This window comes from Plantactinospora sp. A48, assembly GCF_055793945.1.
In genome coordinates, this window is sequence record NZ_JBTIXF010000192.1 from 1 (window position 1) to 19,286 (window position 19,286).

Sequence of the window (19,286 nt, forward strand, 5' to 3'; positions counted from 1 at the left end):
CTGGCCCGTCAGACGACTCGCTGGAACAACTCCACCGAGCGGCAAGCCGCCCAACGCATCAACGCCGAACGACTTCTCACCACGTAGCTGCCCAGTTACCCGACAGTCTCTGACATGTCGCACCGCCCGATGGCGGGGCGCGTGACATCGGCGAAGATTGTCATCGCCGGTGGGTTCGGCGTCGGCAAGACGACGCTGGTCGGTTCGGTCTCGGAGATCACGCCGCTGACCACCGAAGCAATCATGACGTCGGCGGGTGTCGGCGTCGACGACACCCGACAGGTGCCGGGCAAGACGACCACGACGGTCGCGATGGACTTCGGTCGTATCTCAATCGACCGGGATCTGATCCTCTACCTCTTCGGTACCCCCGGCCAGACGCGGTTCTGGTTCATGTGGGACGAACTGGTGCGGGGCGCGATCGGTGCGGTCGTCCTGGTCGACACCCGTCGGCTGGCCGACTGTTTTGCGGCCATCGACTTCTTCGAGCACCGACGGCTGCCGTACCTGGTGGCCATCAACTGCTTCGACGGGATGCAGTACCACGATCCGCAGGACGTGCGCGAGGCCCTGGCCATCTCGAACGATGTGCCGGTGGTCGCGTGTGACGCCCGGAACCGGGATTCCACGAAGCACGTGCTCATCTCGCTGGTCGAGTACGTGCTGACGATGCGCCGGTCCCGTGCGGTCGCGCCGGCCTGACCGCCGGACCCGCTGACCCGAACGGCACGGATCGACCGCCTGGCAAGCAAGAGGCCGGGCGGCCGATCCGTGCTGTTCGCGTGCCCGCCGCAAGGGTGGCGGTCTCCGTCCGGTTGACGTTGGACCAGGCGTCGTTGACCTACTCGCACGGCACCCCATACCTGAGAGTCATATTCATGCCTGTCGGGTATGGCGGGCGCTGAAAAGGTGTGACCGTCGCCGGAGAGACCGCGACGGGCCACGGACGGGCCGCGCCGGGCACCACAAGGAACCAACGAGCCCGCGACCGACGATGAACTACGGCCCGCAGTCGCGGTACCGGGGGTGTCTCGTGGATCTACATGCGGGCTGTGGGAGGTCCGGGCGACGCCCGCCCGGACCCCACCTCGCTCCGCAGAGACCCACGAGACACCCTAGGAGCGGTAGGCCGCCGAAGAACGGTACTGATAGTCGCGGTCGGCCTCGTTCTGCTCGCGGGTGAAGTCCCAACCGCCGGCGGCCTCGCGCCCCGGTCGGCCACCGACCGCGTACCCACCGATCTCCTGGCCCCGACGCCAGCCGCGGAAGTAGCCGGTGGTGTTCTCCGCCAGGCTCGCCGCATCGCGGACGATCCGGAGTGGGCGTTCCTCGCGCAGCGGTGAGCCGGGTACGAGGTTCGCCTGCGGCACCCGTTTGGGCAGCCCGGCGTTGGTCTCCGCGCCTACGGACGGCTCGGCGGCCTGTTCGGCGGCCCGCCAACCCGAGTCGGCGGTCGACGACCAGGCGATCTCCTCCTCGTCGGGGTGGCCGGTGAACCAGGCTGACCTGGTCGCCGCGAAGATCAGCAGGTCCCCGTCGCCCTCATCCGACACCGGCAGCTGGGCGATGCTGGACGCGCCGAGAGGGTTCCTGGCCTGCCTGGTCGGCATCGGCATCGGCTCCGGCTCCACGAGGCGCAGCGGTGGCGCCTCGGCCGGCGGTTGTGGCCGGCGAGCCGGCTCCTCCCGCAGCGCCCGGTCCGCCAGCGGCGGCGGTTCGACCAGGCGCAGCATGGGCGGCTCGGGTGGCAGGTCGTCGGCGAGCCACGGCGGTGGAACCCGTCCGCTGTTGGATCCGCCGGTCGGCTCATCCCGGTGGGCGTCCGCGTACGGGAAGGCCGGCTCCCGGCGCGCGGGCGGCTCGGCGCGGTCGTCGTCGGTGTTGACCAGCGGCCAGTTGGCCCGCGATCCGGGCGGTGCCTGTGGTTCGGGGGCGGGCCGGGCGGCGGGAACGGGCAGACTCAGATCGGTCGCGTCGAAACCGCCGGTGGCTGGCGTCGGCGTCGACTGCCGGGCCGGGCGCGGCGGGATCGGCGTCGGGCGTTGGCGTTCGGCCCGGGCGCTGTTGATCGCGGCGGTGGTGAGGGTGGCCCGGAAAGGCTCCCCGATTTCGGCGGGCGGACGTCCGCCACGCTGGCCCGGCGTCATCGGCGTCATGCCGGGCGGTGGTGGGGGAGGAGCCGAGACCGGACGACTCGCCGGGGCCTCCGGTCGGTAGGGCGGCGGGTTCCGGTCGGCCGCCGGAGCGCGGGTCGGCGCCGGGGTACCGGTCGAGGCGGCCGGCGCGATACTCGGACGAGGGGCGCTCGGCGGTGGGGTCACCGGGGCCGGCGCGACCGGCGGCGGTCCCAGCGGACGTGGCCGGGCCGGCGGCAGGGTGGTGGTGACCGGTTCCGGCTGCCGGCGTCGACCGACCACGGGCGCCGGCTCCTGCTCGGCCTGTCGCCGTTGGGCACGCCCTCCGGTGATGACGGCCGGCGCCGAGATCTCGGTCGACTGCTCGACCGCGGCCCGCCGACCGACCCGGCTGGTGGACCTGACCGGCGCCGGGGACACCCGGTCCGCCAGCGCGCCGACCAGGGCGGCGCAGCCGGTGTCACAGGCCCGTACGGCGGCGACGGCCTGCCGCACCGTCTCCGCCGCGGCCGAGACGATGTCCTTGTTGCTGCTCCACCGGCGAGGGGTTTCGGTGATCGCCACCCGTAGCGCGGTGACCGCGTCCTCGAGCACGGCGGGTTCGGCGACCCGGTCGGCGGCGAGGTGCGCGACGATGGTCTCGGTCGCCACCGTCGTGGTCCGGCCCCGCCCGCCGGCGCCCAGCATGCCGGGTTCGGGGAGCGCGTCCAGGACCGCGAGGGCGACCGGGTCGGCCGGATCCGGGTACGCGCGCAGCGCCGCCGGGTAGAGGTCGCGGAGCACCTCCCGCAGCGCTGCGGCGGCCGAGTGCCGGCCGGCGGCCAGCGCCGCGTGGGCGGCGAGGACCGGCTTGTACTCGATCAGATCGCGAGGGGTCACCATCGTCGTGGCGGAGAGCGCCCCGGCCTGCAGCGCCCGAGCGAGGCCGACCGCTCGCCGTTCGGCGGGTGGCGACTGCATCTCCTCGATGGAGTCGTCGTCGGCGAACCGCTCGGCGAAGTCGTCCACCGAGTCGTCGTCGGCGACGGCGAGTGGCCGGCCGGCCGCGCCGAGCAGCGAGACGATCAGATGATCGTCGCTGTCGGCGGCCACCGCCACGTCGCCGGGGCCGCTCGACCGTTCCGCCAGCAACGCGCCGAGTCGGGCATAGCCCTCCGGATCGTCGCCGACTTCACAGACGTGCAGCAACCGGCCCGCGTCGTCGACCACGGCAGCGGTCAGCGCCGGCCCGGCCAGGGCCGGTTCAGCGGTCCGATCTGCCAAGGCCAGACCGCAGTACACCCGCACGAGCGCCACGTGGTCGTCCCCCTCCCCTGACACGACGTGTGCCAAAGACTGATGCTCCCTGCTCAGCGTCAGTCGCGCCAGTCCACGGCGGCAGAGATCTTGCCGATAATCGTGCGCCAACCGAGACTCGCGGTCTGTGCCCCGATCTTCCGGAGCCGTCGGCGACCCCGGAAGCCGCCGAGGCCGCCGTTCACCGTCGACCGTAGCGCCTCGTCGAGGTCGTCCAGGCTGGACCCGGCTGACAACATGTCCAGCACCGATGGCAGGCGCAGCGCGTACGCCAGGTCACGGGCCGCCTCACCTGCCTTGATGAGCAGCGGGGCGTCCCAGGTGTCATGTCCGCCACGTAGGTTCTCGACGACGAGATCGAGTTCGTAGGAGTCGTCCTCCAGCGGTACGACATCCGCCGCGGTCAACCGCCGGACCAGCTCGTCCCAGTTGTCCAACTGGGCCAGGTCGTTGGGCGCGCCCGACTTGACGAAGTCCACGAGCGACTCGGGCGTCTTGAACAGCAGCAGCCGACCCTGGTGGCTGAGGAAGACCGGTACCTCCTCGGGCTCCGGTTCCTCGGCCAGCTCCTCCTCGGCGAGCGCCTCGGCGCCCTCGGCGTCGGGGTCCTCGGCCTCCTCCGCGTCGACGTCATCGGCGTCGAGATCGTCGGCGTCCTCGTCGTCGGCGGTCCGGCCGCGGCGGGCCCGGACCGGCCGGTCGTCGTCCTCGGCCGCCGCCAACTCCTCGGCGAACTCGTCGTCGAGCAGCACCGTCTCGGCGTCCGGGTCCGGGGTCAGCCGGCGGGCGGCGAACGGGTCGTCGAGGTCGCGCTCGCTGACGTCCGTGGGAGTGAGCTGGTCGGACATCCGGTACGCCCGCAAGGTGAACCCGGCTCCGCCGGGCAGGGCGATCTCGACGGGCGTGATGTCGAGATCCGCCCACAGCGACCGGTCGGCCTCGGCGTCGACCGCGTCCTCCGGCTCCAGGCGGTCGGAATCCTCGCCGGACAGGGCGGCGGGCTCGACCTCGGTGGAACCGGCGGCAGCCGGATCGCCGAGGAGTTCGCTGTCCGGCTCGTCGGCGCCGGACCGGTTGGACGACTGGCGGGCCACGATGACCTCCGTGTGCGCTCGGTTTCATGCGAGTCGATCGAACAGACCGTCCGACCGGTGACTCTGCGCACATACCCTAGTGGTCCCGCCCGCCGATGGCGCGCCCGCACCCGGTTGGAGTTCCGTCGAATCACTAGTAGCCTTACTACCTATGAAGGCGCAGGCACTGCACGGCCACCTCGACGCGCTCCTGCTCGCGGTGCTCGACGCCGACGCGCTGCACGGCTACGCCGTCATCGAGGCGCTCAAGACCCGCAGCGGCGGCACCCTGGACCTGCCCACCGGCACGGTCTATCCGGCGCTGCGCCGGCTGGAGCGGGCCGGTTACGTGGCCAGCGACTGGAGCACGGTCAACGGCCGGCAGCGCCGGACGTACCGGTTGACCGGCGGCGGCCGACGGGCGCTGGCCGGGGAACGGGCCGGCTGGCGCGAGTTCCAGGCCACCGTCCAGGCGTTCCTTGGTGACGAGCCACCGTCCGTCGCCCCGGCCTGAGCCGATCCGCTCCCCGCCCGGCCCGATCCGGGCCGGCCGCGTCGCTGCGGTGGGCGGGATTCAGCGGATGGCGAGCAGGCAGCCGCGTACGCCGCCGGCCAGCCAGCCGTAGGCGGCGGTGAGCAGGACGATGCCGATGAGCATCGGCGGCCACGACAGCGCGGCCGGCCACAGGCACACCGACCAGATCCAGAGCAGCATTCCGTTGACCATGGTGCCGGCCAGGCCGGCGGTGAGGCCGTACGCCGCGACCCGGGGCAGCCAGGGCGGCGCGCTGGACGGCCGCCGCGCCGCCCAGGCGAGGCCACCGACGCTGCCCAGCGCGATGAGCCCGGTCACCAGCCACACCACGTTGACCCCGATGGAGACCAGCAGATATTCGTGCGGGGGCACGGCGACGGCCCAGGGAGCGCCACGCCACACCAGGTCGCCGCAGCTGAGCAGCAGCAGCGCGGCGCCGAGCGTGCGGCGGGCCAGCGTACGCACCGAGTGCGCGGCCAGTTCGGTCTGGTACTCCCGGGCGATCTGTGGGGCCGGACCGAACTCCGCCACGGCGTACCGCTGCGCCTCGTCGGGTGGCAGGCCGGCGTCCCGGTAGCCCTCGGCGGCGTCACCGAGGCCGTCCCGGACCTCGATCAGGAGGTCGTCCTTCAGCCGCGCCGGACCGTGCAGCTGGCCGCGCAGGGTACGCACGTACTCGTCGATGAGATTCGCCTCGCGGACCGGCATGTCGCCAGCATGCCAGCTCAGGCCCCCCGCCGCTTCCGGCGATTTCCCCGAGGTCGCCCCTGATCCGCGCCCGGGTTCAGAAGTTCAGCGCCAGATAGTGGCCCTCGGCGGCGTCCTGGGCCAGCCACCGGTCCCGGTACCAGCCCGGTGTGTCACGTAGTTCGGCGTGCCGGCCGCGCTGCCTCACCCGTCCGCCGTCGAGGACCAGGATCTCGTCGTATCCGTCGAGCCCGCGCAGCCGGTGGGTGACCAGCACGATCGAGTGTCCGGGCTCGATCGCCCGGCCCACCGCGTCGAGCACCTGATCCGCGGCCACCGGATCCAGACCCTCGGTCGGTTCGTCGAGCAACAGGACGGCCGGGGCGGCGAGCAGCGCCCGGGCGAGGGCGACGCGCTGCCGCTGCCCACCGGAGAGCTGACCACCGTCCTCGCCCAGGATGGTGTCCCAGCCGTCGGGCTGGTCCGTCACCCAGGCCAGCAGGCCGGCCGTGGCGGCAGCCATCCTGAGCTGCGTTTCCGTCGCGTCGGGCCGGCCGAGCAGCAGGTTGTCCCGCAACGAGGCGTGGAACACATGCGCGTCGGCCAGCAGCCCGCCCACCAGCCCGGACAACCGCTCCGGCGGGTACGTCGAGAGGTCCGCGCCGTCCAGCGTCGCTCGTCCGGCCGAGGGCCGCACCGTTCCGGTGAGCACACCCAGCAGGGTGCTCTTGCCCGCGCCACTCGGCCCGACCACGGCCACCCGCCGGCCCGGCGACAGGTCAAGATCGACCCCGGCCAGCACCTCGGGCCCGTCGGCGCGGTAGCGGACCCGTACCCCGTCCAGCCGGAGCCGGTGGCCCGGCCGGCTGCCTTCCGGCGGCGTCCAGTCTCCGGGCGCCGCCCCGGCTTCGGCCGGCTGCGCCGGGAGATCGGTCGGCAGATCGGCCGGGAGCAGCGCGGCCACCCGGCGCAGCCCGGTACGCAGCTGGGTCCACTGCCGGGCGGCACCCACCAGGGCCAGCGCGGACTCGACGGCGGCCAGGCCGCCGACAGCCAGCACCCCGATCAGCACCCCGGACAGCCCGGCACGCGACCCGACGAGCACCAGCGCCGCGCTGGTCGCGCCCGCCACCAGTACGCCGAGCCCGTCCACCGCCCAACCGGCCAGGGCCAACCGGCGTTCGAGTCCGGCCAGCCGCCCGGCCCGGCGTGCCGCCCGGTCCAGCGCCGCCCCGGTCGCGCCGAACGCCGCGAGATCGGCGGCACCGTGCGTCAGGTCAACGGCGTCGGCCGCGAGTTCCCCGCGCAGCGGTGCCACCTCGGCCGCGGCGCGGCGGGTCAGCGCCGTGGCCAGGACGGGCAGGACGACCGCCGCCAACAGCAGCCCCGCCGCCAGCGCACCGCCGGCCGGCGGCGAGATCGCGGCGGCGCCGGCGACCGAGAGGACGGCCACCAGGCCGGCGGCGGCCCCGGGGACCAGCACCCGGAGCAGCAGGTCCTGCACCGCCTCCACGTCGGAGACCAGCCGGCTCAGCGTGTCTCCGGTACGCCGGTCGGACCCGGACCGCTCCGCGTCGGTTCCGGACCGCGCGACGTCGGACCCGGGCCGCCCGTCTGACCCGGACCGCCCCGCGTCGGTTCCGGGGTGGTCGACGAGGGTGCCGAAGATCGCCGCCCGGACGTCGGTGAGGATCCGTAACGTCGCGTCGTGTCCGGCCAACCGCTCCGTGTAGCGCAGCACGCCCCGCCCGATGGCCAGCGCGCGGACCGCCACGATGGCGACGGTCAGCGCGTCCAACGGCGGCCGGCCGGCCGCCCGGATCAGCAGCCAGGTGGCGGTGGCCATCAGCACCAGGCCGGCCAGCTCGGTGCCGGCGGCCAGTAGTCCCGCGCCGACCAGCCGGCCCAGATAGGGCCGGGCCAGCCGCAGGACCACCCGCTCCGGCCCCAGCCAATGCGGTTCGTGGTGGCTCATCGGATCACCCCCGCCGCCCGGGTCAGCTCGATGACCCGGCCGTTCTCGACCCGGATGATCCGGTCGACCTCGCGCAGCAGCGCCGGGCGGTGCGCCACCAACAGCGCGGTCCGGCCGGCGATCAGTCGCCGGGTGGCGGTCAGCACGGCCTCCTCGGACGCGCCGTCCAGCCGGGCTGTCGGTTCGTCGAGCAGCACCAGGGGCGCGTCCCGGAGAAAGGCCCGAGCCAGTGCCACCCGCTGCCGCTGACCGCTGGAAAGCCCGTGGCCGCGCTCGCCGAGCCGGGTGTCCAGGCCGGCGGGCAGGTCCGCCACGACCTTGTCGAGTGCCGCCGCGCGGACGGCCGTGGTCACGGCGTGCTCCGGCGCGTCGGGGGCGCCCAGCCGGATGTTGTCGGCCAGCGAGCTGGCGAACAGGTGGGCCCGCTGGGGAACCCAGGCGACGTACCGGCGCCAGGCGTCGAGGTCGGCCCCGGCGAGGTCGACGCCGGCCACGGTGACCCGGCCCGAGGTGGGTGGGACGAACCCGAGCAGCAGGGCGAGCAGCGTGCTCTTGCCCGCGCCGCTCGGTCCGACCACCGCGAGTCGCTCTCCCGGGCGGATGGTCAGGGACACGTCGCGCAGGGCGACGGTCCGGTCGTACGCGACGGTGACGCCCTCGAAGCGGATCTCGCCCGGCGCCGGAACGGGGTGGCCTGGACCGGCGACCGTGGCCCTTCCCGGTTCCGGGGCTGACGGGACCTTCCCCTGATCCGGGGTCGACAGGGTGAGCGCCTCGTCGAGCGCCGTGAGCCCTTCCATGCTGGCGTGGAACCGGCTACCGGCCGAGCGCAACGGCAGGTACGCCTCGGGGGCCAGCAGCAGCACCAGCAGCGCCGTCGACAGCGCGATCCCACCGCCCAGCAGGCGCAGCCCGATCGGCACCGCCACCAGGGCGACCGACAGGGTGGCGACCAGTTCCAGCACCAGCCCGGAGAGGAAGGCGATCCGCAGCGTCTTCATGGTGGCGACCCGGTGCCCGTCGGCCATCCGGCGGACCACGCCCACCTGCGCCCGCGCCCGGCCGAAGACCCGGAGCGTGGGCAGCCCGGTCACCATGTCCAGGAAGTGCCCGCCGAGCAGCGTCAACCGCCGCCACTGGCGCTCGGTGGCCGCCTGGGCCTGCCAGCCGAGCAGTGCGCCGAAGACCGGGATGAGCGGCAGCGTCACCGCGATGATCAGCGCCGAGGTCCAGTCGGCCAGCGCCAGCCGGCCCAGCACGGCGACCGGCACCGTGACGCTCAACACGAGCTGCGGCAGGTATCCGGTGAAGTAGGCGTCCAGCGCGTCCAGACCCCGGCCGGCCAGGGTGGCCAGCCGGCCCGCGTGCTGGCCGGCCAGCCAGGTCGGTCCGCGCCGGGCGACCGTGCCGAGCAGGTCGGCCCGCAGGGCGGCCTTGACCGTCGCGGCCATCCGGGCCGCCACCACGCCCTGGGCCCAGGCCAGGGCGGCCCGGCCGCCGACGGCGGCCACGAAGCCGGCCAGCGCGGCCCGGTCGAGCCGTCCGTCGGCGCCGGCCGCCAGCGCGGCGGCGAGCGCGGTGGCCTGGGCGAGAATCGCCCCGGCGGTGAGTACGCCGAGAACCGCGAGCAACGCCAACTGGCGCCGGGTCGCGGGGACCCGGCGCAGCAGTCGGGGGTCGAACGGTCGCCGGTTCACCAGTACACCGGAGCCCGACCGTCGACCCGTCCGCGGAACACCCACCAGCACATCGCCTGAAAGCCTAGTAGTGCCGGCAGCAGGGGGATCGCGACGAGGCTCAGCAACCGCAACGTGGGGTCGCTCGCGGCGGCCTGCGTCACAGTCAGGTTCGCCGCCGGGTCGGCGCTGGAGACCAGCGCGTACGGCCAGTTGCTCGCGGCCACCGCGAAGACGGGCAGGGCGAGCGTCAGCGCCGAGCCGGCGAAGGCCAGTCCGGGTCGCCTCGCCCGCAGCGCCGCCCGCACCGCCAGCAGCAGGCCGCCGAGCAGCACCGGCAGCGCGAGGGCGGCCAGTGGTTGCCGCACGGTCTGCCGTACCCCCTCGGAGGCCAGGCCCACGACGGTGGCCGCCGCGATCGCGGCCAGGGCGACCGGTACGAGCCGGCCGGCCCGTCCACCCGCCGCGGTGGCCGCCGGTTCCGGCAGCCGCAGCGCCAGGAAGACGGCCCCGTGTACGGCGACCAGGGCCAGCACCACCAGCGCACCGGCCGCCACGAACGGGGTGAACAGCTCACCGACCCCGGTCACCCGGCCCCCGGCGGCCAGCGGTACGCCCTGGAGCAGGCCGGCGAGCACCGCGCCCCAGCCCAGCGCGGCGAGCGCGCTACCGACCGGGACGATCCGGTCCCACCGGGCCCGGCCGTGCTCCCCGATGGGACGGCTGCGCAGTTGCACGCTGGCGGTGACCAGGATCACGCCGGCCAGCGCCAGCCCGAGCGCCGGGTACAGCCCGGAGAGCAGTTCGCCCTCCAGCGGCGGGAAGGCGCCGAACAGGATGCCCACGGCGGCGACCAGCCAGACCTCGTTGCCGAGGAAGAACGGGCCGAGTGCGGTGAGTGCCCGCCGCCGGGTGCCCGGGTCGCCGCCGGCGGCCAGCGACAGCCCGACGCCGTAGTCGGTTCCGCCGAGCACCAGGTAGCTGGCGAAGAAGAGCCCCAGCAGGACGTACCAGAAGATTTCCATGCCCGGCTCCTACCTGGCGATCAGCGGCTCGTCGGCCCAGGTCGGTGGGATGTCCTCGGCGGCCGCGGGCGGACGGCCGAGGGCGAGGTCGTGGGCGCCCCGGCCGGCGTGCCGGACGAAGAGGACCCAGTTGGTCACGGCGAGGGTGCCGAGCAGCAGGGCGAAGCCGAGGAACGAGGCGAGCATCACGCCGCCGCTGACCCCCGAGACGGCGTCGTCCACCCGCAACAGGCCGTACGCGGCCCAGGGCTGCCGGCCGACCTCACGGGCCAGCCAGCCGAGGATGACCGCCACGAACGGCAGCGGGACGGCCAGCAGGATCAGCCAGAGCGGGAAGCGGAGCCGGATGATCCAGTCCCGCCACAGCAGGGGCAGCAGCAGCCAGGCACAGCCGAGGGTGAAACCGATCAGGATCATGAAGCCCAGGCTCACGCCCGACAGCGCCGGCGGGGTGTAGTCGGCCGGCCCGAACCGGGCCGTCCACTCGGCCACCATCGCGTCCCGCTCGGGGCCACCACCGAACTTGGTCGGCTGGACCGCACCGACCGGGCCGAACTGGGCGAAGCCGAACCCCTGGAGGGCGGTCACCGCGAGCGCCGTGGTGACCAGGCCGATCCGCAGCGAGGTGCGGAACAGCGCGTGATCGGGGGTACGCCGGAGCAGGTGCCAGGCGCTGACGGCGGCCATCAACGTCCCACCCGTGGTCAGTGCGGCGGCCACCACGTGCCCGAAGGCCATCCCGAGGGTGGGGTTGGTCAGCAGCGCCCCGAAGTCGGTGAGTTGCGCCACCCCGTCCCGCAGCTCGTAGCCGACCGGGTGTTGCAGCCAGGCGTTCGCCACCATGATCCAGAAGGCCGACAGGTACGCCGTGATGGCGACCCCCCAGAGCAGGGCGAGATGTACGCCCCGGCGGAGCCGGTGCCAGCCGAAGATCCACATGCCGAGCAGGGTGGATTCGAGGAAGAACGCGACAAGCGTCTCCATCGCCAGCGGGGCGCCGAAGACGTTGCCGACGTACCGCGACAGGCCGCTCCAGTTCAGCCCGAACTGGAACTCCATCACGATGCCCGTGGCGATGCCGAGCACGTAGTTGAGCACGTAGAGCGTGCCCCAGAACCGGGTCAGGCGCTCGTACTTCGCCTTTCCGGTGACCAGCCAGGCGGTCTGCAACCCGACCAGCAGGGTCACCAACCCGAGGGTGACCACCACGAACAGGAAGTGGATCGAGGTGGTTGTCGCGAACTGCAATCGGGCGAGCAGGAGGGGATCCATGACGACCGTCCGAGGGGTGTTGGCTCACTTGTCATAGCTAGCCTACATGTTAGCTCGCTACATATGTCTACTACGTTCTGTCGTAGAAGACGGTACGGGTTGGCCCGGATCGGTTCGGAAGGTGGGGTCGGGTCAGCTCAGGAACAGGCTGACCGGCGCCGCGAGCAGCGTGCCGGCGGCGGCCAGCGCGAGGGTACGCACCACCAGCGGCGGACGGCCGCTCACCAGCAGCCGTTCCAACCGGGCCGTGAGGTCCCGATCGGCGAGGCCGAGCGCCCCGGCGGGCGCGGTGCGCGGGCCGGCCGTCGCGAACCGCACCAGGGCTGCGGCCAGCGACCCGTCGCTGTGCTGCCGGCGGGCCCGGTCGTCGGCGCGCATCTCGACCAGCAGCGCCACCCGGCGCTGGGCCCGGTGTACCCAGCGCAGCCACGGCAGCGCCCGGCACAGCGCGGTGAACGGCAGCAGCACCAGGTCGTGCCGCTCCTCGGCGTGCGCCCGCTCGTGGCTGAGTACGGCGGCCAACTCGGACCCGTCGAGCAGGCTGAGGGTGCCGGCGCTGACCACCACCCGGGGGCGGACGCCGGGCAGGCAGTACGCCGCGGCGCTCGGATGGTCCAGCACCAGTGCGCCCGGTGCCGCCGGATCGTTCCGGGCGACCAGATTGAGCAGGTCACGGTGCCGGCGCCGGACCTTGGCGGCGGCCAGCACGCTGCGGGCGGTGGAGGTGAGCAGCACGGTGCCCACGCCGAAGCCGATGCCGACCAGGCCGAGGTGCACCACGGTGAGACCCACCGGCAGTCGACCGCCGGCCAGGTCGCCCAGCAGCGCCAGCAGGGCCCGGCCGGTGCCCCGGTGGTACGGGGCCAGACCCAGCGCGATCGGCAGCCCGATCGCGGACAGTCCGACGGCCAACCCGATCGCCTGCCAGCACAGGATCGCCACCCGGGGGCTGCGGGCGACCCAGGCGGCCCGGCTCAGCGCGTGGGCGGCGAGATAGCAGGCCAGCGCGGTGACGGCGAAGTGGGCGGCGTGGACCATCGGTCAGTCTTTCCGGTCCGCTGCCTGATCGGTGAGCGCCGCCCGCAGGATCTCCGCCTCGGTTCCGGTGACCGAGCGGGCGAACCGGACCAGGGCGGCGCCCCGGCCCGCCCGGTCGTTACCGGCGCCCCGGCCCGGCCGGTCGGTTCCGCCGCGCTGGCCGGGCGCCGGCTCGCCGGCCAGGTCCAGCGCTTCCAGCATGAGCTGCGCGATGTGTGCCTCACGACTGGCCGCGGGCCGGTAGCTCCAGGCCCGCCCCTCGCGCTCCCGCTGCACCATGCCCTTGCCCGCCAACCGGTCCAGCACGGTCATCACGGTGGTGTACGCCAACTCGCGATCGGTCAGCGCCTCGGCGACCTCGCGGACGGTGACCCCGGTGCCCTCGCCGGGACTCCGGTCCCAGAGCACATCCATCACCGCTCGTTCGAGATCACCCAACCGCGTCACGCCCCAATCCTACTAGGCGTAGTAGGCGGACGGCCGGTGAGCTGCGTCGCCTATCCGTGATCTTGGACGGCCGGTCGGTCTCGGGAGGTCGGCCGGTCTCGGAAAAGCCGGTCGGTCTCGGAAAGGCCGGTCGGTCTCGGAAAGGCCGGTCGGTCAGTCGACGGGGCCGCTCCGCTTGGCCAGGTCGACGAACCCTCGCCAGGCTCCGGGGGTGAACACGAGGACCGGGCCGGCCGGGTCCTTGGAGTCCCGGACGCCCACGACGCGCGGCAGGTTGTCGGCCACCTCGACGCAGTTGCCCTGGTTGCCGCTGCTCCGGCTGCTCTTGCGCCAGCGGGCACCCGTCAGATCCATCTCTGCGCCGCCTCCGAGATCATCTTCATGGTCTGCCCGTGGGGCAAAGCCTCGGCCCGGATGCATTCCCAGGTCTCCTTGAGCGAGTGTACGTCCGCCGCCCGCTCGACGACGGTGCCCGTCAATGCGTTGTCCAGATAGGCCACGTCGCCGCCCTCGGCCGGAGTCGCGATCACGAACGCGCCGTTCAGCCCGGGGTACGCGCCCGTCCCGGCCGGCACCACCTGGAGCTGGATCCGGGGCCGTTCCCCCACGTCCAGCAGGTGCAGCAGTTGCTCCCGCAGCACGTCGCCGCCGCCGATCGGTCGTTCCAGGGCGGTCTGGTCGAACACGGCCACGAACAGCGGCGGGCGCTCCCGGGTCAGCACCCCCTGCCGGGCCATCCGTGCGGCGAGCGGCTGCTCGATGTCCGCGCCGTAGAGCCGCGCCGCGCCCGTGTAAAGCGCCCGGGCGTACGCCTCGGTCTGGAGCAGTCCGGGCAGGATCGTCGGCTCGAAGCTGCGCAGTACGGTCGCCTCCTGCTCGATCGTCACCCACTCCCGGAACCACGGCAGGACCGACTCCCGGACGATGCTGGCGCGGATCCGGCCGAGCAGACCGCCCGTCTCCAGGGCCAGATCGCACCGCTGGGCGAACTCCTCGCGTGGTGGCCGGCGGCACTGTTCGACGGCCGCGACCAGGGACGCCGAATAGCCGATCCGCTGACCCAGTTCGTCCTGCGAGAGGCTGGCCTCGGTCCGCAGCCGCCGTAACTCGCCGGCGAACAGGTCCACCATGGGCAGTCGGTCCACTTCCGCACCCTCCCGTACGTGAAAACCAGCCGACCGGTACGGCCGGTCCGTGTAGTGCCGATGACTTCAGAAAGTAGTCGCGCTCTCGGCAGACTGTCACGCATCGGGATCGTTCGGGCCGTCGGCAACCGGCTGGGCGGAACCGCCGGGGCCGCCCATTCCCCGTACGGGCGGCCCGTTCCAACCCGAGGAGGTGGACCATGCACCGACGCCGGCATCTTTTCTCGCGGCGCTGCCGCTGTGGCCTGCGATGGCGGTTCGGCCGAGGATGTATCGACCGCTGGCCGCCAGTTCGGCCGGAGCGGGCCCGGTGACCGGGCACGTACCGGACCGGCCCGGGTGGCGCTGCCGGGCCTGCGGCGAGGGGTTTCCGTGCGTCACCCGGCGGGCCGAGCTGCACCGGACACCGGACCGGATCGGCGCGATCCTGTACCTGGCCACCTGCTTCGTCGAGGCCGTGCGCGATCTTCCCGGCGAGTCGGTGGCCGCGCTGCACCGCCGGTTCCTGGCCGACTTCCACCCGGCTCGCGGCGTCGCACCGCCGGCTCCGGACCGGCGTCCGCCCGGCCGGTTCGGCCGGCACGGTTAGGAAGGCCCCCTGCTATACAAAAAGCGATAACAGGGGGCCTTCCTTTCAGCGCGTCATTGGCCCTTGGGGTGCCAGACCGTCTTTGTCTCCAGCAGGGTGGTCATCCGGGCCAGCCCCGGGTCGGCGTACCAGTCGTGGTCGGCCGGCGCGGGCCGCAGCACGCGCTTGAGGTTCTCCGCCGCCTTGACCTCCAGGTCCACCGCCAGCTCCGGGTCGGTGACCCCGCTCAGGTCCAGCGCGTTCACGTCCATGTGCGCGGCCAGCCACGGTGCGGTCTCGGCGGGCTGGCCGGTGAGCAGGTTCACCACCCCGCCGGGCAGGTCGGAGGTGGCCAGCACCTCGGCCAGGGTCACCGCGGGCAGCGGCGCGGACTCGCCGACCAGCACCACCACGGTGTTGCCGGTGACGATGGCCGGGGCGATCACGCTGACCAGGCCCAGCAGGGTCGGTTCGGCCGGGGCGACCACCCCGACCACGCCGGTCGGTTCCGGCGCCGACAGGTTGAAGTACGGGCCGGCCACCGGGTTCGCGCCGCCGTACACCTGGGCGACCTTGTCGGACCAGCCGGCGTACCAGACCCAGCGGTCGATCGCGGCGTCAACCTCGCCGGCCGGTACGCCCAACCCGACGAACTGGTCGCGGCGACCCTCCAGCATCTCGGCCACCCGGTAGAGGATCTGGCCCCGGTTGTACGCGGTCGCACCGGCCCAGCCCTTGACCGCGCCCCGGGCGGCCAGCACGGCGTCCCGGACATCCTTGCGGGATGCCAGCGCGACGTTTACGCCCCCGGACATGTTCGCGGTCTCCACGAGATACGACCGTCCCGACTCGCTGCGCGGGAACTTCCCGCCGATGAAGAGCTTGTACGTCTTGCGTACCGCGACCCGTGCCGGCGTGACCGGATCCGTGGACCTGCCCGAATCCCTGGACGTGCGCGATTCCTTGGACCGCGATTCCTTAGACATCGAGGTACGCCTCCAGCCCGTGCCGGCCGCCCTCGCGGCCGTAGCCCGACTCCTTGTAGCCGCCGAAGGGTGAGGTCGGGTCGAACTTGTTGAACGTGTTGGCCCAGACCACCCCGGCGCGCAGCCGGTCGGCCAGCCACAGGATCCGGGAACCCTTGTCGGTCCAGATCCCGGCGGACAGCCCGTACGGCGTGTTGTTGGCCTTCTCCACGGCCTCGGCCGGGGTGCGGAAGGTCAGCACGGACAGCACCGGCCCGAAGATCTCCTCCCGGGCGATCCGGTGCGCCTGGGTGACCCCGGTGAAGACCGTGGGCGCGAACCAGAAGCCCCGGTCCGGCAGCTCACACGGCGGCGACCAGCGCTCGGCGCCCTCGGCCGAGCCGACCTCGGACAGCTCACGGATCCGGTCCAGTTGGGCGGCGCTGTTGATCGCGCCGACGTCGGTGTTCTTGTCCAGCGGGTCACCGACCCGCAACTGGGCCATCCGGCGCTTGAGCGAGGACAGCACCTCGTCGTACACCGATTCCTGGACGAGCAGCCGGGAGCCGGCGCAGCAGACGTGGCCCTGGTTGAAGAAGATGCCGTTGACGATGCCCTCGACGGCCTGGTCGATCGGCGCGTCGTCGAAGACGATGTTGGCGGCCTTGCCGCCCAACTCCAGGGTGAGCTTCTTGCGGCTGCCGGCGACCGCGCGGGCGATCTGCCGGCCCACCTCGGTGGAGCCGGTGAAGGCGACCTTGTCGATGTCACCGTGCTCGACCAGCGCCCGGCCGGTCTCGCCGGCGCCGGTCACGATGTTCACCACCCCGGCCGGCAGCTCGGCCTGCTGGCAGATCTCCGCGAACAGCAGCGCGGTGAGCGGGGTGGTCTCGGCCGGCTTGAGCACGACGGTGTTGCCGGCGGCCAGCGCGGGCGCGACCTTCCAGGCCAGCATGAGCAGCGGGAAGTTCCACGGGATGACCTGACCGGCCACCCCCAGCGGCTTCGGGTCCGGTCCGAAGCCGGCATGACCCAGCTTGTCGGCCCAGCCGGCGTAGTAGAAGAAGTGCGCCGCCACCAGCGGGACGTCGACATCCCGGGACTCCCGGATCGGCTTGCCGTTGTCCAGCGACTCCAGCACCGCCAACTCGCGGGAGCGCTCCTGGATGATCCGGGCGATCCGGTACAGGTACTTGGCCCGGTCCCGACCCGGCATCGGTCCCCAGACCCGCTCGTACGCCCGACGGGCGGCGGCCACCGCCCGGTCGACGTCCTGCGGTCCGGCCTCGGCGACCTCGGCCAGCACCTCCTCGGAGGCGGGGTTGATCGACTTGAAGCTGCCGCCGTCGCCCGGGTCCACGAACTCACCGTCGACGAACAGGCCGTACGACGGCTTCAGGTCGACGACCGCGCGCGACTCGGGAGCGGGAGCGTACTCGAAGGGGCCCATGATCAGTCCACTGTGAAATAGTCGGGGCCGGCGTAGTTGCCGGTGGTCAGCTTCGTCCGCTGCATCAGCAGGTCGTTGAGCAGCGACGACGCGCCGAACCGGAACCAGTCCGGGTCGAGCCAGTCCGCGCCCGCGGTCTCGTTGACCATGACCAGGTACTTGATCGCGTCCTTGCTGGTCCGGATGCCGCCGGCGGGCTTGACCCCGACCTGCCGGCCGGTGGCCGCCCGGAAGTCCCGCACCGCCTCCAGCATGATCAGGGTCACCGGCGGGGTCGCCGCCGTGGGGACCTTGCCGGTGGAGGTCTTGATGAAGTCGCCGCCCGCGAGCATGGCCAGCCAGGACGCGCGGCGCACGTTGTCGTACGTGCCCAGCTCGCCGGTCTCCAGGATCACCTTGAGGTGGGCTCGCGGGCGCCCTGCGGCGTCGCTGCCGCACGCGGCCTTGACGGCGACGATCTCCTCGAAGACCTCCGCGTACCGGCCGGACAGGAACGCACCCCGGTTGATCACCATGTCGATCTCGTCGGCACCGGCGGCCACGGCCGCCTCGGTGTCGGCGATCTTCACGGCCAGCGGCGCCTGCCCCGACGGGAACGCGGTGGCGACGCTCGCGATGTGTACGCCGGCACCGCCGTGCTGCTGAGTGCCGGAACCGCCGTTCTGCTGAGCGCCGGAACCGCCGTTCTGCTGAGTGCCGGAACCGCCGTGCTGCTGAGCGCTGGAACCGCCGTTCTGCTGGGCGCCGGGGGCGCGCAGCACCTCGGCGGCGTACCGGACCATCGTCGGGTACACGCAGATGGCGCCGACGTGCGGACAGGACGGATCGGCGGGGTCGGGCCGCAGCGCCTTGGCGGACAGCGCCCGCACCTTGCCGGGGGTGTCCGCGCCTTCCAGGGTGGTCAGGTCGACCATCCGGATCGCCAGGTCGATCGCCCACGCCTTGGCCGAGGTCTTGATCGAACGGGTGCCCAACATCGCCGCCCGCTGCTCGGCCCCCACCTGGTCCACACCGGGTAGGCCGTGCAGGAACGTCCGCAGGGTCGCCTCGGATCGTCCCAGCTCGGACAGGTCGGACGGGCCCGAGATTGTCGTTGCCGTCATGTCGGGAGAGTCTACGCACCCGGCGCCTCCCGTGATCTTGATCACTGTAGAGAGGCTGGGCCCGGTCGCGACCGTCACCCGGCCGGCGACCGGCCCGGACGCTCCGCCGGCCCGGACGCTCCGCCGGTCCGGACCGTCGGGACGGTCCGGACCGTCCGCCAGTCTGCCGGCCTGGACGGTCCGCCGGCCCGCCCCGTCCAGCCATCCTGCCGGCCGGCGCCGCTGGTCGCGCCGGGTGGCGTAGGTTGAGCGATCGTGGACGTACTCGTTGTTGATCACCCGCTCGCCCAGTCGCGGCTCACCGCGATGCGGGACGCCCGCACCGACTCAGCGTCGTTCCGGGCCGCGCTGCACGAACTCACCACCATGCTGGTGTACGAGGCGGCCCGCTCGTTCCCGGTGGAGCGTTACGGGGTGACGACGCCCGTGGCGCCCGCCGACGGCACCCGGCTGGCGAATCCGCCGCTGCTGGTGCCGGTGCTGCGGGCCGGGCTGGGGATGGCGGACGCGGCCCTCGGTCTGCTGCCCGAGTCGTCCATGGGATTCGTCGGGCTGGCCCGCGACGAGGTGACGTTCGAGCCGCGCGCGTACATGGAATCGCTGCCCACCGAGCTGGCCGGCATTCCGGTGCTGGTCCTGGACCCGATGGTGGCCACCGGCGGATCGCTGGAGCACTGCTGCCGGCTGCTCGCGGAGCGGGGCTGCACCGACATCACCGTGCTCTGCGTACTCGCCGCCCCGGCCGGGATCGAGCGACTCGAACGGTCCGGCCTGCCGCTGCGGCTCGTCACGGCCTCCCTCGACCAGAGCCTCAACGACCGACGGTTCATCGTCCCCGGCCTAGGCGACGCAGGCGACCGCCAATTCGGCGGCATGCCCCGCTTCTAACCCCCACC

The 19,286-nt window shown here is 73.0% G+C and carries 18 protein-coding genes; 4 read left to right on the top strand and 14 right to left on the bottom strand.

Annotation, left to right across the window (positions count from 1 at the left end; genetic code table 11):
* Window positions 1-114: 114 nt before the first annotated feature.
* Window positions 115-702, top strand: coding sequence for a GTP-binding protein (locus ACXN5W_RS30835; protein ID WP_473161888.1), 588 nt, complete (start codon window positions 115-117; stop codon window positions 700-702).
* Between the two features lie 413 nt (window positions 703-1,115).
* On the opposite strand, the gene ACXN5W_RS30840 is transcribed toward ACXN5W_RS30835, so the two are convergent.
* Window positions 1,116-3,455: a transposase gene (locus ACXN5W_RS30840; RefSeq protein ID WP_473161905.1), complete on the bottom strand. Its 2,340-nt coding sequence runs from the start codon at window positions 3,453-3,455 to the stop codon at window positions 1,116-1,118.
* Window positions 3,456-3,490: 35 nt separating this feature from the next.
* Window positions 3,491-4,525 (bottom strand): DNA primase, encoded by a 1,035-nt coding sequence (locus tag ACXN5W_RS30845; RefSeq protein ID WP_473161889.1) that lies wholly within the window; start codon window positions 4,523-4,525, stop codon window positions 3,491-3,493.
* Window positions 4,526-4,676: 151 nt separating this feature from the next.
* Between ACXN5W_RS30845 and ACXN5W_RS30850 the strand changes: the two genes are divergently transcribed.
* Window positions 4,677-5,018, top strand: coding sequence for a PadR family transcriptional regulator (locus ACXN5W_RS30850; protein WP_473161890.1), 342 nt, complete (start codon window positions 4,677-4,679; stop codon window positions 5,016-5,018).
* Window positions 5,019-5,078: 60 nt separating this feature from the next.
* On the opposite strand, the gene ACXN5W_RS30855 is transcribed toward ACXN5W_RS30850, so the two are convergent.
* The 9 genes from ACXN5W_RS30855 to ACXN5W_RS30895 form a co-directional block, all read right to left on the bottom strand.
* The gene (locus ACXN5W_RS30855; protein WP_473161891.1) at window positions 5,079-5,747 is read right to left on the bottom strand and encodes a permease prefix domain 1-containing protein; all 669 of its coding nucleotides are present in this window, start codon (window positions 5,745-5,747) and stop codon (window positions 5,079-5,081) included.
* 76 nt (window positions 5,748-5,823) lie between these two features.
* On the bottom strand, window positions 5,824-7,701 hold the full coding sequence (gene cydC, locus ACXN5W_RS30860; RefSeq protein WP_473161892.1) for a thiol reductant ABC exporter subunit CydC: 1,878 nt from the start codon (window positions 7,699-7,701) through the stop codon (window positions 5,824-5,826).
* On the bottom strand, window positions 7,698-9,398 hold the full coding sequence (gene cydD / locus ACXN5W_RS30865; RefSeq protein ID WP_473161893.1) for a thiol reductant ABC exporter subunit CydD: 1,701 nt from the start codon (window positions 9,396-9,398) through the stop codon (window positions 7,698-7,700). The genes cydC and cydD overlap by 4 nt, the downstream gene beginning before the upstream one ends.
* Window positions 9,395-10,402 (bottom strand): cytochrome d ubiquinol oxidase subunit II, encoded by a 1,008-nt coding sequence (locus tag ACXN5W_RS30870; RefSeq protein ID WP_473161894.1) that lies wholly within the window; start codon window positions 10,400-10,402, stop codon window positions 9,395-9,397. Before ACXN5W_RS30870 ends, cydD begins: the two co-directional genes overlap by 4 nt.
* A gap of 9 nt (window positions 10,403-10,411) precedes the next feature.
* On the bottom strand, window positions 10,412-11,674 hold the full coding sequence (locus ACXN5W_RS30875) for a cytochrome ubiquinol oxidase subunit I (RefSeq protein ID WP_473161895.1): 1,263 nt from the start codon (window positions 11,672-11,674) through the stop codon (window positions 10,412-10,414).
* A 132-nt stretch (window positions 11,675-11,806) separates the two neighbouring features.
* Window positions 11,807-12,712 (bottom strand): M56 family metallopeptidase, encoded by a 906-nt coding sequence (locus tag ACXN5W_RS30880; RefSeq protein ID WP_473161896.1) that lies wholly within the window; start codon window positions 12,710-12,712, stop codon window positions 11,807-11,809.
* 3 nt (window positions 12,713-12,715) lie between these two features.
* Window positions 12,716-13,159: a BlaI/MecI/CopY family transcriptional regulator gene (locus tag ACXN5W_RS30885; protein WP_473161897.1), complete on the bottom strand. Its 444-nt coding sequence runs from the start codon at window positions 13,157-13,159 to the stop codon at window positions 12,716-12,718.
* Between the two features lie 153 nt (window positions 13,160-13,312).
* The gene (locus tag ACXN5W_RS30890) at window positions 13,313-13,513 is read right to left on the bottom strand and encodes a DUF397 domain-containing protein (protein WP_473161898.1); all 201 of its coding nucleotides are present in this window, start codon (window positions 13,511-13,513) and stop codon (window positions 13,313-13,315) included.
* Window positions 13,504-14,304 carry a helix-turn-helix domain-containing protein gene (locus tag ACXN5W_RS30895; RefSeq protein WP_473161899.1) on the bottom strand — a complete coding sequence of 267 codons (801 nt, stop codon included), beginning with the start codon at window positions 14,302-14,304 and terminating at the stop codon, window positions 13,504-13,506. Before ACXN5W_RS30895 ends, ACXN5W_RS30890 begins: the two co-directional genes overlap by 10 nt.
* A 268-nt stretch (window positions 14,305-14,572) precedes the next feature.
* On the opposite strand from ACXN5W_RS30895, the gene ACXN5W_RS30900 reads away from it, so the two are divergent.
* Window positions 14,573-14,893 (top strand): hypothetical protein, encoded by a 321-nt coding sequence (locus ACXN5W_RS30900; protein WP_473161900.1) that lies wholly within the window; start codon window positions 14,573-14,575, stop codon window positions 14,891-14,893.
* 53 nt (window positions 14,894-14,946) lie between these two features.
* Here ACXN5W_RS30900 and ACXN5W_RS30905 read toward each other — a convergent pair whose 3' ends face one another.
* The 3 genes from ACXN5W_RS30905 to deoC are packed head-to-tail and all read right to left on the bottom strand — an operon-like array spanning window position 14,947 to window position 18,390.
* Window positions 14,947-15,858: an aldehyde dehydrogenase family protein gene (locus ACXN5W_RS30905; RefSeq protein WP_473161901.1), complete on the bottom strand. Its 912-nt coding sequence runs from the start codon at window positions 15,856-15,858 to the stop codon at window positions 14,947-14,949.
* On the bottom strand, window positions 15,851-17,287 hold the full coding sequence (locus tag ACXN5W_RS30910) for an aldehyde dehydrogenase family protein (protein ID WP_473161902.1): 1,437 nt from the start codon (window positions 17,285-17,287) through the stop codon (window positions 15,851-15,853). Before ACXN5W_RS30910 ends, ACXN5W_RS30905 begins: the two co-directional genes overlap by 8 nt.
* A 2-nt stretch (window positions 17,288-17,289) precedes the next feature.
* Entirely contained in the window at window positions 17,290-18,390 is a 1,101-nt protein-coding gene (gene deoC, locus ACXN5W_RS30915; protein WP_473161903.1) for a deoxyribose-phosphate aldolase, read from the bottom strand.
* A gap of 255 nt (window positions 18,391-18,645) precedes the next feature.
* Here deoC and upp point away from each other — a divergent pair, with 255 nt between their 5' ends.
* Entirely contained in the window at window positions 18,646-19,278 is a 633-nt protein-coding gene (gene upp, locus ACXN5W_RS30920) for a uracil phosphoribosyltransferase (RefSeq protein WP_473161904.1), read from the top strand.
* Window positions 19,279-19,286 lie beyond the last annotated feature (8 nt).

What these genes read in the sequence shown, in the direction of transcription:
- ACXN5W_RS30875 (WP_473161895.1), bottom strand. Translation starts at nt 11,674, where the DNA reads ATGGATCCCCTCCTGCTCGCCCGATTGCAGTTCGCGACAACCACCTCG.
- ACXN5W_RS30850 (WP_473161890.1), top strand. Translation starts at nt 4,677, where the DNA reads ATGAAGGCGCAGGCACTGCACGGCCACCTCGACGCGCTCCTGCTCGCG.
- ACXN5W_RS30835 (WP_473161888.1), top strand. Translation starts at nt 115, where the DNA reads ATGTCGCACCGCCCGATGGCGGGGCGCGTGACATCGGCGAAGATTGTC.
- ACXN5W_RS30870 (WP_473161894.1), bottom strand. Translation starts at nt 10,402, where the DNA reads ATGGAAATCTTCTGGTACGTCCTGCTGGGGCTCTTCTTCGCCAGCTAC.
- cydC (WP_473161892.1), bottom strand. Translation starts at nt 7,701, where the DNA reads ATGAGCCACCACGAACCGCATTGGCTGGGGCCGGAGCGGGTGGTCCTG.
- ACXN5W_RS30910 (WP_473161902.1), bottom strand. Translation starts at nt 17,287, where the DNA reads ATGGGCCCCTTCGAGTACGCTCCCGCTCCCGAGTCGCGCGCGGTCGTC.
- ACXN5W_RS30880 (WP_473161896.1), bottom strand. Translation starts at nt 12,712, where the DNA reads ATGGTCCACGCCGCCCACTTCGCCGTCACCGCGCTGGCCTGCTATCTC.
- ACXN5W_RS30855 (WP_473161891.1), bottom strand. Translation starts at nt 5,747, where the DNA reads ATGCCGGTCCGCGAGGCGAATCTCATCGACGAGTACGTGCGTACCCTG.
- deoC (WP_473161903.1), bottom strand. Translation starts at nt 18,390, where the DNA reads ATGACGGCAACGACAATCTCGGGCCCGTCCGACCTGTCCGAGCTGGGA.
- ACXN5W_RS30890 (WP_473161898.1), bottom strand. Translation starts at nt 13,513, where the DNA reads ATGGATCTGACGGGTGCCCGCTGGCGCAAGAGCAGCCGGAGCAGCGGC.
- ACXN5W_RS30905 (WP_473161901.1), bottom strand. Translation starts at nt 15,858, where the DNA reads ATGTCTAAGGAATCGCGGTCCAAGGAATCGCGCACGTCCAGGGATTCG.
- ACXN5W_RS30900 (WP_473161900.1), top strand. Translation starts at nt 14,573, where the DNA reads ATGTATCGACCGCTGGCCGCCAGTTCGGCCGGAGCGGGCCCGGTGACC.